The organism is Anaerobacillus sp., assembly GCF_046314235.1.
Classification (GTDB): domain Bacteria; phylum Bacillota; class Bacilli; order Bacillales; family Anaerobacillaceae; genus Anaerobacillus.
The window spans coordinates 14,572-32,253 of sequence record NZ_JBKBWN010000004.1 but is presented as its reverse complement, the minus strand read 5'-3'; the positions used below and the strand labels follow the sequence as shown (position 1 = coordinate 32,253).

Sequence of the window (17,682 nt, the reverse complement as noted above, 5' to 3'; positions counted from 1 at the left end):
ATCGCTCCTTATTGAGTAAAGCTAGGTCTCATTGCATTATAAAACAGTTTTATGAACGGAAGATGAACGAATTTTAGAGGCCCGTTCAAGGAAATCCAGCTACATATAGTTAATACTCAAACAGCAGTTCTCATACAAAAAAAGACTACTGGCGTATAGCTTCAGCAGTCTCTCTATTCTCTTATTGTAAGAGTGTATTTATTTCACAATCATTACCGGGCACTTTGCGCCTTTAGTAACTTTATGGCTTACTCCGCCTAAAACTGGAGTTTGAAGGCGATTTAGGCATTCTTAGATAGTTGACACTCTTAAAGTAAGTTTTTTAGTGACCGGAGTTTTTCGATAAACCACCGATTTTATTCATTAATAACGAACTTTCATTGTTTAAACCAGTTAGATGAACAGTAATTCCATTTTGCTCATATTTCATTTCGACTTTATCAATGGCACCGATCGCAGAGTCGTCCCATAAATGTGCACTACTAAAATCAATTTCTACTTCTTTTACGTCATCTTTAAAATCAAATGAATCAATAAAATCAGTCACAGATACGAAGAAAAGTTGGCCTTCAATATAATAAACCTTTTTCTGACCGGTGTGCGTTAATTTGGATGTAACATGTACCTTTGAAATTTTTGCTCCAAAGAAAAGTGCACTTAGAATTACACCTGTTAATACCCCGATCGCTAAATTGTGCGTCAGTACAACTGTTAAAACAGTTACTACCATGACCGTAGCATCAGTTCTAGGAATTTTGTGCAACGTTTTTAAAGAGTTCCAATCAAATGTACCAATGGATACCATAATCATTACACCAGCTAGTGCAGCCATAGGGATTTGCACAACGACTGAACCTAGAACAATGATTAAAAACATAAGGAAAACACCTGCGACCAGGCATGATAAACGTCCACGACCACCTGATTTAACATTAATAACCGATTGACCAATCATTGCACAACCAGCCATCCCCCCGAAAAATCCTGTCACGACATTGGCAATACCTTGACCACGACTTTCTTTATTTTTATCACTTTCTGTATCAGTCATATCATCCACAATTTGTGCTGTTAGTAGTGATTCTAGGATACCGACAATTGCTAATGCTAGAGAGTAAGGTAATATAATCATCAGTGTTTCAAATGTTAACGGAATAGAAGGAATTAAGAAAATTGGAAGCGTACTTGGTAAAGCCCCCATACCACCAACTGTACTTACTCCTAAGTTACCGAAGATTGCAATAGCTGTCACAGCAACAATTGCGACTAGTGTCGATGGAATTGCTGTCGTAAATCTAGGTAAAATATAAATAATCGCTAAGGTTAATGCAACTAACGCGTACATTACCCATGTTACATTAACAAAATGTTGCAGCTGGGCCATGAAAATTAGGATCGCTAACGAGTTTACGAAACCAACCATAACTGACCTTGGTATGAATTTCATGTATTTCGCTAGTTTAAATATTCCAAAGAAAATCTGAATAATCCCCGTTAGAATCGTAGCAGCTAATAAATACTGTAGCCCGTGATCAGCTACTAAAGTAATCATAACTAAGGCCATTGCACCAGTTGCCGCTGATATCATCCCTGGACGTCCACCAATAAAGGCAATAACAACCGCAATACAAAAAGAAGCATACAATCCTACCATTGGATCTACTTTTGCAATGATTGAAAAGGCGATAGCCTCAGGAATTAACGCTAATGCGACAACCATTCCTGCTAATACGTCTCCCTTGATGTTGCCAAACCACTCTTGTTTAATTGCTTGTAAATTCAAGCTAACACCTCTTTCATATTTAGTTTTAATTTTTTTTCGACTTTCGACTCTCACGAAAGTCAGTCCGTTATTAACATAGAGAATTCTAACACGGGTGCGTTAGAAATGAAATGTGGATGTAAGCGTAAAACAACCTTATTAATCTTAGTTTTTCTCGTATAAACTCTCGCATGCTTTCATTTTCATAAAACCGTCACACTTTGAGAAGTTTAATAAATCAGAAAGTATCCTCATCAATGTCGACAGCAATCATCTCGGCGATCTCTTTTTTCTCGTTTTTCCCACCAGACAAAAGGGAGAATTCACTAAAAGATCTCGACCTTCATATGAGGGTCGAGATTTCTTATGACGCTTGCATCTCTAGTTTATCTGCCTTCTTTACTGGTTTCCTAGAAATAAAGGCGAAAATTGCCCCTATTAATGGAAACACCATCATTAAATAGATGATTTCTTGATAGCTTCCGAAACGATCGTACGCAAGGGCAAAAGGTAGCGGACCAAAAGCCGAACCAATGACCATAATCGTCGCGGATACACCTTTAATACTACCAATATTCGCCCGACCAAAATAATTTGGAAAAATAATCCCTAAACTAATCGCCTCAAAACCACCGACAAGACCACGGGCAACTCCAAATAAAATCGCTGCTGAGTAAGAATCTGTCTGCACTAACAAAAACATAATTCCAATTTGACCTAGAAATACTAGCCCAATAACATAATTTGCCTTCACTCTTTCAACAATAAATCCTGCTAAAAATGTGATTGGAAAGGCGACAATTGCCATAATACTTAAAATAAATGCTGCTTGTGTTCTACCAATTCCGCTCTCCGCTAAGATTGGCACAAAATGAAAAACGATCCCTGTGTTTACCATTGATGGCACTGCTACACAGTACAAGAGTAACCAAAACTCCTTTGTTCTCATTGCTTCCTTAACCGTCCAAGCCTCTTCATATATGGAAGATTTCTTTGATCCCTTTTCCGAAACTTCAGCGTCCGATAGATTATCAGGATGTAACCCCACGTCTTCAGGCTTATTACGAATGAAGATAAAAGCGAGCGGAACAAAAACGAACATCATTAGGCTCGCCCAAACTAGCCATGACATTTGCCAACCAACCTGGTCGATTAACCAAGCATTAAAAGGTGGAAGAGCAGCAGCACTTAAGAAGCTACCAAAAGCCATAAAGCTTAAAGCACGGCCACGCTTGTTCACAAACCATTGTGGAATTAGAGTACCTGGTAAAAGCGTCAACGACCCTTGACCAAACAATCGCAACATAAAAAATCCGATGAACAACATTGTTGGTCCTAAAATAAAACTATTAAAAAGACAAGCTACAGCCAATAGCGTAGCTACAATTACCGTCATTCGTCTCTGACCAAACTTATCTACTAACCTACCAACGATGAAGAGCAGAAAACCTGCTAGTAATGTTGCAAATAAATACATGGTCGATATTAACGTACTACTCCAACCAAAATAACTTAAATACGCATCGATAAAAATTGAAATTGAGTAGGTTTGACCTGGTCCAGAGAAAAAGATCGCCAATGCCGACATGAAAACAATAATCCACCCGTAATAAAAGGGCGGATTAACTGGTAATTTCGTATTCCCGTTCAATAATTACGCCTCCGCTTCATGCAAAAAAATATTTCGCCTAACTAAATATAACAAATTAAAGTTTGTGAGTAAATAAATTATCTTGCTAAAGTTAATGGGAATTTAACACTAATTCGAACCCGGTATAATACGTCCTTCTTGGCCACAGTCTTCCTCTTTTCTTACTCCTCGTTTGTTAGATAGAATTGCCTAGTTTGGATATCCTAAAATTAACAATAACCATTTTAGGAGTAATAACCATGTCCTTCGATGCTTTTATAATGGGGTTTTCGTTTATTATGATCCATTTACTTGCAAACGAACTTATCCCTTCAAACCGAATTCATAAATTAAAGTGGTTCTCATTTTCTGGTGGGCTCGCTGTATCTTATGTATTTGTATATGTCTTACCTTCTTTACATAAGGAACAAATATTAGTTAAACAATATGGTAATTATTTTACGATGGAATCTGAGTTATATTTCATCGGTTTAGTTGGCGTTTTAATTTTTTACGGCATTCAAAAAGTAGTCCGAAAAGCGCAACTTAATTCAAGACCTGGGAAAGCTAGAGCGTTATTTTGGTTACAAATTATGTTTTTTGGTGTATATAATATGCTAGTCTCTTATACAGTCATTTCGCACAATGTCTCAGGAGTCCAAGCAGTCTTTTACGGAATTGCGGTAGGACTTCATTTTGTAGCTGTTGCACATGACTTATGGCGAGAGTATGCAGATATTTATAATCACGTAGGTAGGTACGTACTTGCTACTGGGATTATAGCTGGATGGTTTATGGGAATGAAGGTTCATTTATCACCATTAACCGAGTCAATGATCTTTGCCTTTATCTCAGGGGCAATGATCTTAAACGTTTTAAAATATGAATTGCCTCCAGATGATGAAGCGCATTTCCCAACGTTCGCGATCGGGGTTGTTTCCTATACCACTATTACAATGTCCCTTAAGTTTTTCTTCCAATGGTGATGTTGCCATGAGATACAACCTGAAATGAATATAACAAAAGAGATAATCATCTCTGATAAAATTTTGTCATTCTGGACGGACTTATGGTAACTTTCTTTAATTTTAGGTGCCAGGCACCTATTTAAATCATCACTTATTACCTGTAATTCCAAGCTTCTCCTTAAGCCGTTTACTAGTAAAGATCGGAATAATCATCACCAATATAAAGATTACCAAAGCCAAAGCAATTGTTACCCAATCACCATCAACAAAACTTGCGCCTAAAAAGTTGTATGCTATTGTACCAGGTACAATTCCAATGATTGTACCAAACAAGAACGCTCGAAAATGAACCTTAGACGCGCCTGCTAAGTAGCTAATCATATCAAAGTTGACTATTGGAATTAGGCGTAAAAGTAGCACATAGAAAAAACCTTTTTCCTCCAACTGTTTCTGAATGATTGCAGATTTTCCTGTCCATTCTTTTTTGGCTAGGTTTTTACCTAGTTTCCTTGCAATAAAAAATGATAAAATGGCTCCAGTCGTTGCCCCAATTAGGGTAAATAAACTTCCCCATAAAGAACCAAAAGCTAAACCACCGGTTAATGAAAGTATTGAGGCTGGAAACAAAATTACTGGTCGAAGCGTATAGAGGATGATATAAAGAAACGGTGCAAACCAACCAAAAGATAAGATCCAATGCCGAATTTCCTCAGGAGTTAGTTGAAAATGTTCACTGTTAAGATAAAGTAATAGACTAATAACACTAATAATAATAAAGCCTTTTAAAATCGTCTTTTTCTTCATTTCCACTCAACTCCTTACAATATTTTTTAACAAAAAACATCAAATACTAAGTCAATACAACTACGTTTTCATTTTTCCTTTTAGATAGGGTTTAAATTAATTATCAGGCATTTGAAACTACATAGCAACAAACGGCATGGAAAAAAATGCATTGATCACTTTTGGCTAAAGTGCAATAAAACAAAAAAACAGATTGTTTCGAATGAATTCGATCCAATCTGTTACGAGCTTCGTCTTCCTAATTTGAAAGTCTACTGATTACCGTTAAATAGATTTAATAAACGACGCCCTTGAACTCAAAGCGAATATTTGAGAGAGTTTCCGATTCGAGACGTTGTTTCATTTGGCTTGCTTTTTCTAAAGCATCCATCATCCCATTGGCCTCAATTTTATATTCTTTGTATTGGTGATTATATTTATTAGTACTACAGAAAAAGATATACTGTTTCACGAATACATATCCCCTTCACTATTGAATTTTAATACTATTATTCTCCAAACTTATTAAACATATACTTTGTTAGCCTACTCTTTACTTACCCTTATCTTAAAGATCATTAACTTTGAATTCCATTCTTTGGTCAGATAGTTTAACACCCTAAATAAAATCGCCTTCCTATTCATTAAAAAGTCGCTAGCCCTTTCTCTTCGCTGTAAAACTCTAACGAATTTTTGAGGCTCGTTCAAGGAAATCCAGCGACATCTATTAGAGAGTTGCATCATTTTAATGATGTAATGATGAATTGCCGAATAAAAATTATTAATTGCTCAAACATTTTTTCACATAAAAAAGGGCTCCTAAAACACCATCAGCCACAATCAATGCGATGAATGATATTTTTTGGAACCCTCTTTATTCATTAGTTCGTTTTAGATTACGATAGTTTATAGACTCTTGCTTCATAAGGTCTTAAAGTGATTTCAGTTATATCTTCGTCTGAATTAACTTCATAGTTGCTAATCGCTAGCTGCGCTGATTTATTCTTTAGGTTTTCAGGTAAAACAAATTTCGCTTCTTCTCCAAAAAGATTTGCAATAATTAATGCTGTTTCGCCTTCAAAGCTGCGTGTATACGCATAGATCTTATCGTCTTCTTTCAAGATAAGACCATAGCTTCCGTAAATAAGTGCAGGTTCGTTTTTTCGAAGCGCTATCAGGTTTTTGTAATAATGATAAATTGATTGCGGATCTTGTAGTGCTGCTTCAACATTAATCTCAAGGTAATTCGGATTAACTTTCAGCCAAGGTTGTCCTAAAGTGAAACCTGCATTTTCTGAAGTGTTCCACTGCATTGGTGTTCTTGAATTATCGCGACCCTTTGCCCAAATGACTTCCATGATTTCTTGATGAGATTTACCACTTTCGCTTTCATTATGGTAAAAATTCTTAATCGCAACGTCATTATAATCATCAATTGAGTCAAACTTAACGTTTGTCATGCCAATCTCTTGGCCTTGATAAATAAACGGTGTTCCTTGCATTAGAAAATACATTGTAGCAATAGCCTTCGCGGACTCTCTCCAATACTCCGCATTGTCAGCCCAAGTCGTGACAGAACGTGGTAAATCATGATTTTCAACAAATAACGCATTCCAGCCAGTGCCCTCAAGACCATTTTGCCATTTAGTGAATGACTTTTTCAGTACATGAATATCAAGACCATTAATTTCACTTTGACCCCAAAGATCTAAATATTCAAATTGGAAAATCATATTAAACTTTCCGTTTTCTTCACCAACCCAGTCTTCTGCTTGTTCAATGCTAACACCGCTAGCTTCTCCAACAGTCATCACATCATATTTATCAAAGGTTTCCTTCTTTAACTCTTCTAAGAATACTTGAATACCTTCACGGTTCATATGACCTTGAAAGGAAGGAACATACTTCTTATTTTCTGGATTAGGTAAATCAGGAAAACCTGCGATTTTCTTAATATGTGAAATCGCATCAACTCTAAAACCATCAATTCCTTTATCTAACCACCAATTCACCATTTCATATAAAGCATGGCGAACTTCAGGATTTTCCCAGTTTAAATCAGGCTGCTTCCGTGAGAAAACGTGCATGAAATACTCATTTGTCTTATTATCGTATTCCCAAGCTGAACCACCAAAGATTGATTCCCAGTTGTTTGGTTCCTTGCCATCCTTCCCTGGATGCCATATGTAGAAATCTCTGTATGGATTATCTTTTGACGAACGTGATTCAATGAACCAAGGATGTTCGTCAGATGTGTGGTTGATCACTAAGTCCATGATTAACTTCATCCCACGAGCATGAACTTCCTTAAGTAACTGATCAAAATCAGCCATTGTTCCAAAGTCTTCCATAATCCCTTTATAATCGCTGATATCGTAGCCGTTATCATCATTTGGCGATGTATAAATAGGACAAATCCAAATAACATCAATGCCTAATTCCTTTAAATAATCAAGCTTCTGGATAACTCCTTGGATATCACCAATTCCATCACCATTCGAATCCATAAAACTTCTAGGATATATTTGATAAGCAACTGCTTCTTTCCACCATATTTTTTTCATCAATAACCCTCCAACCTTAACTTAACTTTATAGTTTTTTTCTATAGATAGGATCATACATCGTTTATCTATCGATTACCATCAAAAATCCCACCAGTTCACAATTTTAATACATTTATCGCATTTTGCCTAACTTTTACTGAAAATATTTTTTCTTTGTCAATTTTGTTTAGATTTCATAATCATCTCAAAAAGAGCATTCGCGACCCTTTGATGTTGTTCTTCACTTGATATGTCACTTACACCGTCTCCATGCTGGAGGCCATAGTATCCAAAATTAGAATGGTTCCCTTTGTAAATGTCATAATAAAAAACTCATACCTTTTTCACCCACACATAGTGGTAAACACTTCTACTAAATAGTTATTTTTAGCTACTTAGGTCAACTCCCCTCCGCTTCTATTAGGCTATCAGCCTTAGTCATACTTTTAAAACTACAAAAAAGTACATTTCCCTAAAATTATTTCGAGTACAAAAATAAGACTATTAGATTACAGAAAATTCTTTAAATTATGAATTATAATGAAGGTGTATTAAGGGTTTCTATCATTTTGGAGGTGAAGCCTACTATTTTATTGTTTCTCTAAAAAACTATTAAAAGAAAGAGGGTTTTGATTTGATGATTAGTAGACAAGCTAGACGTTTTATCACATTTTTAATAATAACGGTCCTTCTCTTATCAACATTTAGTATCGGAGCATTTGCAAATTCAACTACTCAAAAAGAACTCCCAGTTGTTGAGCTATTTGGCGATATTGATCTAACATCTTCCAAGCTAACGACAGTAATCATTGAGTTACAAGAAGAGTCAATTATTGAAGCAAAACAAAAAGGCAAAAAGCAAACAAAGCAAAAACTAGCTTCTGAACGTGGGAAAGTTCTAAAGGCTGTTAAGGATAAAGTAGCGAACGCAAAAGTTGGTAGAGAATATGACTACGTATTTTCTGGATTTGCAGTTGAACTTCCTGCAAATAAAATCACTGAACTACTTGCTACTGAAGGGATTAAAGCCGTTTATCCAAATGTAGAATATACAGTTACATCTGATACAAAAGTCATTGATGAAGATTCATTTAGTCCAATGATGGCTGATAGCGCTCCTTTTATTGGTTCGAATGAAGCATGGGACGCTGGCTTTACTGGTAAAGGAATTACCGTAGCGATCATTGATACTGGTGTAGATTACACACACCCAGATTTAAGAGACAACTTTGGTACATACAAAGGGTATGACTTTGTTGACAATGATAGCGATCCTCAAGAAACACCACCTGGTGACCCACGTGGTAATCAAACAGATCATGGTACGCATGTCGCTGGAACAGTGGCAGCGAATGGTGAAATTAAAGGTGTTGCCCCAGAAGCTACTTTATTAGCGTATCGTGTATTAGGTCCTGGTGGTAGAGGAACAACTGAAAATGTTATCGCTGGTATTGAACGTGCTGTTCAAGATGGCGCTGATGTTATGAATTTGTCTTTAGGAAATACTTTAAACAATCCTGATTTTGCCACTAGTATTGCTTTAGATTGGGCAATGGCTGAAGGTGTAGTAGCGATTACTTCTAATGGAAACAGTGGACCAAACAACTGGACGGTCGGTTCTCCGGGAACATCTCGTGAAGCGATCTCTGTTGGAGCAACACAATTGCCATTTAATATTTACAACGTATCTTTATTCACTTCTGAAGCCGTTACTTACCCTAGCGCTGCTGTGATGGGCTTTCCAAACGACCAATCAATTCTAGATCTAAATGGGAATGAATACGAATTTGTCGATGTTGGTTTGGCACTTGCGGCTGATGTTCAAGATTTAGACCTTACAGGGAAAATCGCTTTAGTAAGACGTGGAGATATCCCATTTGTTGAAAAAGCGGATAATGTCAAAAGCGTTGGTGCTGTTGGCGCAATTATTTATAATCATCTAGCAGGAGAAATCCCTGATGTTGCCGGAATGGCTGTACCTTCCGTTCGGTTAACGTTAGAGGACGGTCAGAAAATGTTAGCGGAATTAGCAGCAGGAAATAACACCGTCACGTTCGCTACTGCATTCGGACAATATGTCGGGGAAACCGTAGCAAGCTTCTCTTCTCGTGGTCCTGTAGAGACGACTTGGATGATCAAACCTGATGTATCTGCTCCAGGTGTTAACATTTCAAGTACAATCCCAGGTGGCTATGGTGCAAAACAAGGAACAAGTATGGCTGCGCCACATGTTGCAGGGGCTGCAGCATTAGTGTTACACGCAAACCCTACTTGGAGCGTAGAAGATGTTAAAGCCGCTTTAATGAATACTGCGGAAGAAATGGTTGATCCATCTGGTAACGTTTATCCACATAACACGCAAGGCGCTGGAAGCATTCGTGTCCTTCAGGCAATTCAAACGAAAACATTGGCAGTTCCAGGAAGCCATTCTTTTGGCGTCTTTAGTAATTTAGAAGAAGCTGAAGAGAGACAACAATTCATTACAATTAAAAACCTTTCTAACGAAAGAAAACGATATACGTTTGATGTACAATTTAAAGGAAATCCTGATGGAATAAAAGTTGTCACTAGTAAAAACTTAAATGTACCAGCAAAGAAAAACCAAAACATTAACTTCAAGGTCGAAGTTGATGCATCGAAGCTTTCTGCTGGTTATTATGAAGGTACGATTAAAATAAGTGATGGTAAACAATCGATTGATGTTCCAACAATCCTTTTTGTTCAAAGTCCATATTTCCTTGAAACATTCTCCTATGGAAAAAATGCGGATGGTAACTATGACATGTCAGTTTTCCTCCCTGGTGGAGCTGATAAGGTGACATTTACCCTTTCTCGATTTACAAATGGAGCAATTGGAACTTTTCTCGGCACAGTTGGAACATTTACAGAAGCTTCTGTAGGTTCTAATACGTATCAATGGGATGGAAAAATTAACGGGCAACAAATCGCTACTGGAACTTATGTCATGGGAGTCATCGTTGAAAGAGACGGTCAAACTCAACAGAGAAATTACTTAGTTCCAGTTCAACCGTAATCTGTTATGTAGCGCTATAATTGAAAAATGAGGCTGCCCCATAAGTGTCAGTTCACCTCGAAGTTTAATAGAAATAGAAGGTCTGTTTTGTACACCTATTTCTATTAGACGAGGTGACTGATACTTTGTTTTTGGGACGGCCTCATTATAATTACATTTCTAAAAAATCTCCACTAGCATTTTTTTGCTAGTTTGTTCCATTTTTTTATTAGAATTCACTAGTTACCTGTCTCTTTACTTGAAGACTGCTGATCAACCTCTTGCCGAGCTACATTGCCTAGAGTAAATTTCTTTATTTCCTCAGTTAAAGCTTTAGCTAATTCATTTAGCTCTTTGGCAGACTCGCTTACTTGTAACACCGTAGTGATTTGATCTTCACTAGATGCTGCAACCTCCTCTGAAGTCGCAGCAAATTCCTCTGATGCTGCTGAGATATTTTGCATTTTCTCGCCAACGTCTTTTGAAGAATTACTTAAATTACCTAACGTTACATGTATTTCGCTTGTGAATGACGCAATTAATTCAATTTGCTTTAAGATCGCTTCAATTGAAGAAACGGTTTTATTAACGGCGTCCTTTTGTTTTACGCTATATTGATCCAATGAATGAGCACCAACAGCTAACTGTTGCATTTGGCTATTCATTTCCGAAATAACATCATGGATATGATTTGCTTCTTGCTTCGACTTTTCAGCTAACACTTTTACTTCATTGGCGACTACCGCAAACCCTCTACCGTGGTCTCCAGCACGAGCCGCTTCAATACTAGCATTTAAAGCTAACAAATTAGTACTATCGGATAGTTTTTCAATAATGCTTACAATATCCCCTATTTGAACGGAATAATCTGTTACCTTTTCTACATTATCTACTAAAACATGTGCTAAGTTTATAAATTCTACAGAAGTTTGTCCCAAATCATGTGCTGCTTGTAAACCATCCTTACCAGAATGCAAAGAAGAATCAACCTGTTCATTTATTTTTTGAGCGGATTGGTTTGCTTCATACACTTGTTCCAACATTGTTGTTAGCGTCTGTGAACTAAAGTCAACGTCTTGAGCTTGGCTATGAGCACCACTTGCAATTTGTTCAATCGCTTCACTCACTTCTTCTGTTTGTAGCAAGGTTTCTTTTGAAATCTTCTCCAGATTTACAGATGAATTTGAAAGATCACCTGATACTTTTCGAACTATTGAGAAGGAACTTTGTACTTTCTCTGACATTTGATTAAATGCCTTTGCTAATTCACCCATTTCATCTTTAGAGCGTTCATCGACTCGGTATGTCAAGTCGCCATCACCGATGATTTTTGCCCCGGTTTGCAACCGTGAAACAGAACGAACTATAGACCGAATGATCAAGATACTAGAAGGGATTAAAATAATGAGAATACCACTAATAATTATTGTGAGCGTAACGTACATATTTTGTTTAAAACTATTCTTTTCACTTTGAAGAGTAAGAAAGTCATTGTTTAGCTCTTGTTCAATTTTACTAACTAAGACCTCTATCTCATATACCAAATTAGAAAATGAACGATTTAACTCTTGTTGAGTTAAAAATAAATCACCTAAAGTTTGTATATAACTACCGTATATTTCCAGCCTACTGATAAACATACTTTCGATACCACCATAATCCTCTGGTAAATTGTTCGTCTGTTCAACAACGAGGTCTAATTGAGTAACAACTCTATCAAAATATGATTGGTTTGGAAGCATAATAAATTCATTTTCAAAAGCTAATAAATCCATATAATTCTTCTGAAATTTCTCGTAATCCTCAGCTTCTTCAAACAATCCCAATAACATGTTAAACCTCGTTTGTAGGGTTTGCCTAGTGGAATTTACATTATAGATCATTCCACTCAAAGGTGATCCAATTTGATCATTAATATCTACTAATTGGTCATACATTTCAAGATACTGAGTGGAAAATCCGAATAATTCCGCAGTATAACCTTGAACAGTATCATTAGCGGTCAAAGCATTTAATTGCCCTATTTTTTGATTAACTAACTCTATTTGCTCACGAGCACTTTCACTCTTACTACCTACACTATTAGCGTATATGTAGTCTAGTTCGAAAGTACGGGCATTAGAAAAATGATAAATGATTTCAGTTCCTACCTTTGCTGCTTGAGATGTTCGTTCTGCTTGAGCAGTCATATTTTCCAGATTATTTATTGATAAGACAAACGCAATTAAACAAGTTATAATTCCTAATATTGATATGAGTGTAAGAAGCCTAACCTTTGTCTTTATGAACATTGAAATACCTCCCTAGTAGCGAACTATTCTTGTAAAGTTATAAAATTAATGTATCTCAACAAAATATTAGAAATATTTTAATGCCTTCGTTTTTTAGCTTCTCAATTTCTCCTTTTTATATAAATTATCAACTATCTTTATAACAATTAAAATGTAAGCGTTTTGATATCTACTAACACTAATTGTAGATTTATTATTAAAATAAATCTACAATTAGTTACACTATTCTACAAAATCTCGTAAAGTCCTCTCATAAATAATATATTTCTTTGAAACTTTAATCATATTAAAGTTAACAATTACCAACCTCTTAAAAAAACTTTTCTTTTAAAATGCATGCCAATTCATCGTCTGATAGAGGATTACGGTGGGTATTTTCTAAATATATGTGTTTCTCAGATTCAGGCATAACGAATTCCTTATACCATAAAAAGAAATCAGGACTATCCCCTTGCATTCGTAAATATTTTCTTAACGTTACTAGGCTTTCTATTGTCCACTTCACATTTGTAAGCCAATCCGCTCGATAAAAATTTTTCCACTTTCCGTGTTCAGACTTAGACATCGCTTGTAGGCCTTCCTGATAATCCCATATCGCTTGTGAAGCATAAACAAAAGCTATTGGATACTGATTTTCCTTAGATTTCAAATAGGCATTGCACAATGAAATAAACCCTTTACAACCAGAGTAATGGAGTTCTACTTGTACAAGAAGTTGGTCTATTAATCGGATGCGATCTTCCTCGTTTAGTAATGAGCATATTTTAATACAATCATCTTTCAATTGGCTCCATTTCTCCAAGGCTTCTTCACACTTTGCTTTAAACCATTTGATTTGATGCAGGAAGGGAACCTTTCCAGTTGCCCATTCAAGCTTTATAAGAGACTCATTCGTTTTTCCTTGGATCCAATGACCTATGATTTTTCTAGCTGGATGATGATAAAATTCATCTCCTGCTCGATCATCGTGATTTTCTCCGTATTTAATTGTACATTCAAAATAGTTTTTATAAAGATTAGCAATCTCACCTTGATTGGACGAATATAGACGATGAATAAACTGCTCTATATGCCCAGCCACTTCGATAGTACCGTTATTCCACAACTCCTTGATGATATCTAATGAATATAAATGCATTCGAATATTACCACTGTTTAAGAGTAAATAATCATCTCCACCATTTTCAAAAACAGCATCTATTTCCTCTTTTATCAAGGTGGGCGGTGAGGGAAACATCGTTAAATGGTTGGAAGCCTGGAGATCATGAAATGTGACATGATAGTAAATTCCTTGTTTTCCTTTGTCAGCCTTTTCAGGAAGGGAAGAAATCCGATAGTTTTCATTTCCATTTCGTCTTGAAACCATTTTTCCATAGCCATTGTCTGCCCATACCTTAATTACACCATTTGGAATTTCGATATGTCCACTACGATATAATTCTGAAATTTCCCCATACAATGCTACACAACAAACAGGATTCACCACATATTGCGTAATCATTTCTAGTTGTCGTTTTACAACATCCGAAATTAACTTCCCGCGTTTTTGAGGTGTATCAAAACCAGGATCATGATCCCAAAATGGTTGATCCCCTTGACCTCTGAAGGATAATACCCAAACAACCTTTTTGTCCTTTTGTTTTTGAATTGCTTCGTCCCAAAGCTTTTCATATAAAACAGCATTTTCAAGGTAACTAGCTTTTTTATCTGGAAATGCGCGTAGAAACATCTCTGCACCTAACGGTTCTGCATGATGATGAGTCACCCATAAACCCATGTCAGAAGCTAAATCAAAGTGTACTCCATTTCTAGGTAAATCTGTACCAGGAATGCACATATTCCCTCCACACCTTAATAAGGCTTCAAAAACAGGAAACCAAACTTCCTTCGTCGGGGGATATTCGTCTTTCCAACCAATGAGACAAACTTCATCATTTACAAACCAGCCGCGATAGCGAACCTTTGCTTTAGGAGAATCATAATCTCGTATCGGAATAACGATCTCTTCATTTTTAAGCACCTTAATATCAGCCCAATACCAAAATGGATCTACTCCAAGATATTTAGTACTAATATGCAAAATTCCATAAATTACACCTAAGTCATCATGGCCAATAACTTGTAAACTAGTATGAGAATGATCTTTTTTGAAACGGATAGAAAAGGATTCTGGTAATTCCGCTAGCTGTTCTTTTGTACGTTTGTATCGAATGATTATGTCAGGGGTTTGTATTGAGGTATTTATGTTTGGTTTTGACCCGAATACTTTTGTCATATCTCGGATAAGCATATCCAACGCATGCTGGACTGGTTTTGACCTATGTTCTGGAATTAAAATAGTTGAATATCTAGTTAAAACAAAACTGTTCATTAAAATGCTCCTTTCAACAAGTTAATCTTCATCAAACTCCCATAGTTTTCCCTGAAGCGGCTCTACCACCAACCTTTACTCAAAAAAATTGGAAGCTAGATTAGCTTCCTACTTTCTTTTAAACAAATTTTTTAATTTCTACAATTTAATTAATTCATCAACTTTCACTGCTTGGCCTGTACGCAATGAGATATTTCCTGCTATTCCTGTTAATATAGACATTGCACCATCTACATGGGTAGCAGCTCTACGAAATTCATCTTCTGCAGGAGTTCCAAATAAATCTCTAAGTAACACTGGGTCCCCACCACCATGACCACCACCAGTTTCCTCTACCTCCACTTCGTAAGGCTTGCCAAACATGGGTAATACTTGTATGAACTTTTCTTGAATGGCTCCTTCATCTGATTTATCTCCACCAGAATTAATATACGTTTGCTCTCTTACTTTAACTTCAATTCTTCCTTTACTTCCATTAAAGGAGATAATGAAACCTTCCCATGGAAGGTAGGCATTTAATGAATAATTTAAGATCGCTTTGTTCTTATACTGAACTATTACACCAAGTGTATCTTCAATACTTATTCCGTCGCCAAACACACTTTGATCCCGTTGATAGCCATCTTCTATTTCTGCATCTAAGTACATTGCTTTTAAATGCTCATTTTCAGCCAATTGGATGGCAAATGGATCACCCTTTGAATTTCTACTTCCATATGCACGTTGATAGAATTTCGTTTCTCCTCGGGATTCTGCATTTTCTTTTCCATAAAAACGGAGTCCACCTTGAGCATAAACTGTGTCAGGCTCTGTGCCAAGCCAATAGTTAACTAGGTCAAAATGGTGAGTGGATTTATGAACTAGCAATCCACCACTGTTTCGCTTATCACGGTGCCACCTACGGAAATAGTCTGCACCATGCTGTGTATCTAATGCCCATTCAAAGTTCACGGAAAACACCTCACCAATGACACCATCACGAATTAGCTGACGAATTTTCGTATTATGAGGAGCATAACGATAGTTAAATGTTACTCGCACTTCTCTCCCTGTTCTATTTACTGCATCAATAATTTCTTGGCATTTCTCTGTATCAACTGTCATTGGCTTTTCAGTAATAACATTACATCCTGCCTCTAGTGCTTTAACAATGTACGTATGATGTGTACGGTCTACAGTTGTGACAATGACATAATCAGGTTTTTCCCTTTCAATCATTCTTTCAAAATCTTTTGCTAAATATGTGTTTACTTCAAGATGCTCATACTTTTCAACTAGTAATTTATTTGCGTAGTTCATCCTTGTTTGGTTCACATCACAAAATGCTACTAGTTCCCCTGTTTCTCTAAAATCTTTTGCTAGCGATCCGTAAAAAAATTCTGCCCTACCACCTGTTCCAATTAGCGCATATTTGGCTTTTTTCAATGCGAATTCTCCTTTTTATACGTCTTCGTGAAGGTCGACTATATATTGTCTCTTTAACAGATACTGATGTTATTATTCATTAAATCTTTAGGGGTATATCCTGTATATTTTTTAAAGGTTTTTGTAAAATAGGCAGGATCCACATAACCAACTAAATCAGATATTAAATATTGAACTTCTTGGATCATTTCCTTTGCCTTTTCCATTCTCATACGTGTAATATAATTTTTAAACGATTCCCCAACAGTATCTTTAAATATTTTACCTAAATAATTTCTAGAAATATTAAATTTTTCAGCCATTCCTTGTAATGTGATCGGTTCACTTATATTTTCTTGTATATATACAATTAGCTGCTCCACTATTTGACGATGCTTTAAATTTTCATTCCTAAGTTGCAAATTACAAAGCACTTTCGTCCTATTTTTCATAAAAACAGCTAGCTCTGCCCACGATTGAATAGTAGATAGATTATCGTAAAAATTTTCATCTTCATTTGTCATTTCATATACATGAATTCCTTTATCATGTAATGAATAGCAAATAATTACCCACATTTCAAACCCAGTACGAATAGCTATGGATTTTGTAAAGTCTATTTCCTCTAAAGAGTGAACAAAGTTATTAACTAAAAGTTCAACTGTTGGCTCGCCTCCATAATGAATTGCCTCGGCCAACTCTTTACTTGTTTTCATTAATTTATACCAATAGAGTTTATCTATTAAGCTAGTTCGTTTTAGCAAATTAGGCATGAACTCTTGAAAATTATATGACCAATTAGCCTGATGGCTTATTTCCAACGTATAATTCATTGAGATACACCCCATTTCCGATAAATAAAAGAAATCCAAGCATCTTCCCTATAAAATTCTTTGTTATGAGGGAATCATTTTT

The 17,682-nt window shown here is 36.2% G+C and carries 12 protein-coding genes; 2 read left to right on the top strand and 10 right to left on the bottom strand.

The window, feature by feature from the left end:
* Window positions 1–322: 322 nt before the first annotated feature.
* Together ACK4M9_RS06245 and ACK4M9_RS06240 are read right to left on the bottom strand one after the other, a co-directional pair.
* Entirely contained in the window at window positions 323–1,783 is a 1,461-nt protein-coding gene (locus ACK4M9_RS06245; protein WP_409848747.1) for a SulP family inorganic anion transporter, read from the bottom strand.
* 343 nt (window positions 1,784–2,126) lie between these two features.
* Complete coding sequence (locus tag ACK4M9_RS06240; RefSeq protein ID WP_409848746.1) at window positions 2,127–3,413, bottom strand: MFS transporter; 1,287 nt, start codon at window positions 3,411–3,413, stop codon at window positions 2,127–2,129.
* A gap of 239 nt (window positions 3,414–3,652) precedes the next feature.
* On the opposite strand from ACK4M9_RS06240, the gene ACK4M9_RS06235 reads away from it, so the two are divergent.
* Window positions 3,653–4,378, top strand: a complete 726-nt coding sequence (locus tag ACK4M9_RS06235; protein WP_409848745.1) for a hypothetical protein — start codon at window positions 3,653–3,655, stop codon at window positions 4,376–4,378.
* A gap of 129 nt (window positions 4,379–4,507) precedes the next feature.
* On the opposite strand, the gene ACK4M9_RS06230 is transcribed toward ACK4M9_RS06235, so the two are convergent.
* From ACK4M9_RS06230 to ACK4M9_RS06215, 4 genes are all read right to left on the bottom strand, one after another.
* Window positions 4,508–5,164, bottom strand: coding sequence for a TVP38/TMEM64 family protein (locus ACK4M9_RS06230; protein ID WP_409848744.1), 657 nt, complete (start codon window positions 5,162–5,164; stop codon window positions 4,508–4,510).
* A 274-nt stretch (window positions 5,165–5,438) separates the two neighbouring features.
* Window positions 5,439–5,615: a hypothetical protein gene (locus ACK4M9_RS06225; protein WP_409848743.1), complete on the bottom strand. Its 177-nt coding sequence runs from the start codon at window positions 5,613–5,615 to the stop codon at window positions 5,439–5,441.
* A gap of 424 nt (window positions 5,616–6,039) precedes the next feature.
* Complete coding sequence (locus ACK4M9_RS06220) at window positions 6,040–7,707, bottom strand: glycoside hydrolase family 13 protein (protein WP_409848742.1); 1,668 nt, start codon at window positions 7,705–7,707, stop codon at window positions 6,040–6,042.
* A gap of 158 nt (window positions 7,708–7,865) precedes the next feature.
* On the bottom strand, window positions 7,866–8,006 hold the full coding sequence (locus tag ACK4M9_RS06215) for a hypothetical protein (protein ID WP_409849171.1): 141 nt from the start codon (window positions 8,004–8,006) through the stop codon (window positions 7,866–7,868).
* A gap of 319 nt (window positions 8,007–8,325) precedes the next feature.
* Here ACK4M9_RS06215 and ACK4M9_RS06210 point away from each other — a divergent pair, with 319 nt between their 5' ends.
* Window positions 8,326–10,722, top strand: coding sequence for a S8 family peptidase (locus ACK4M9_RS06210; RefSeq protein ID WP_409849169.1), 2,397 nt, complete (start codon window positions 8,326–8,328; stop codon window positions 10,720–10,722).
* 218 nt (window positions 10,723–10,940) lie between these two features.
* Here ACK4M9_RS06210 and ACK4M9_RS06205 read toward each other — a convergent pair whose 3' ends face one another.
* The 4 genes from ACK4M9_RS06205 to ACK4M9_RS06190 form a co-directional block, all read right to left on the bottom strand.
* Entirely contained in the window at window positions 10,941–12,992 is a 2,052-nt protein-coding gene (locus tag ACK4M9_RS06205; RefSeq protein WP_409848741.1) for a methyl-accepting chemotaxis protein, read from the bottom strand.
* Between the two features lie 310 nt (window positions 12,993–13,302).
* Window positions 13,303–15,363, bottom strand: coding sequence for a glycosyl hydrolase 115 family protein (locus tag ACK4M9_RS06200; RefSeq protein WP_409848740.1), 2,061 nt, complete (start codon window positions 15,361–15,363; stop codon window positions 13,303–13,305).
* Between the two features lie 138 nt (window positions 15,364–15,501).
* Window positions 15,502–16,788, bottom strand: coding sequence for a Gfo/Idh/MocA family oxidoreductase (locus ACK4M9_RS06195; RefSeq protein ID WP_409848739.1), 1,287 nt, complete (start codon window positions 16,786–16,788; stop codon window positions 15,502–15,504).
* A 53-nt stretch (window positions 16,789–16,841) separates the two neighbouring features.
* Window positions 16,842–17,600 (bottom strand): helix-turn-helix transcriptional regulator, encoded by a 759-nt coding sequence (locus tag ACK4M9_RS06190; protein WP_409848738.1) that lies wholly within the window; start codon window positions 17,598–17,600, stop codon window positions 16,842–16,844.
* Window positions 17,601–17,682 lie beyond the last annotated feature (82 nt).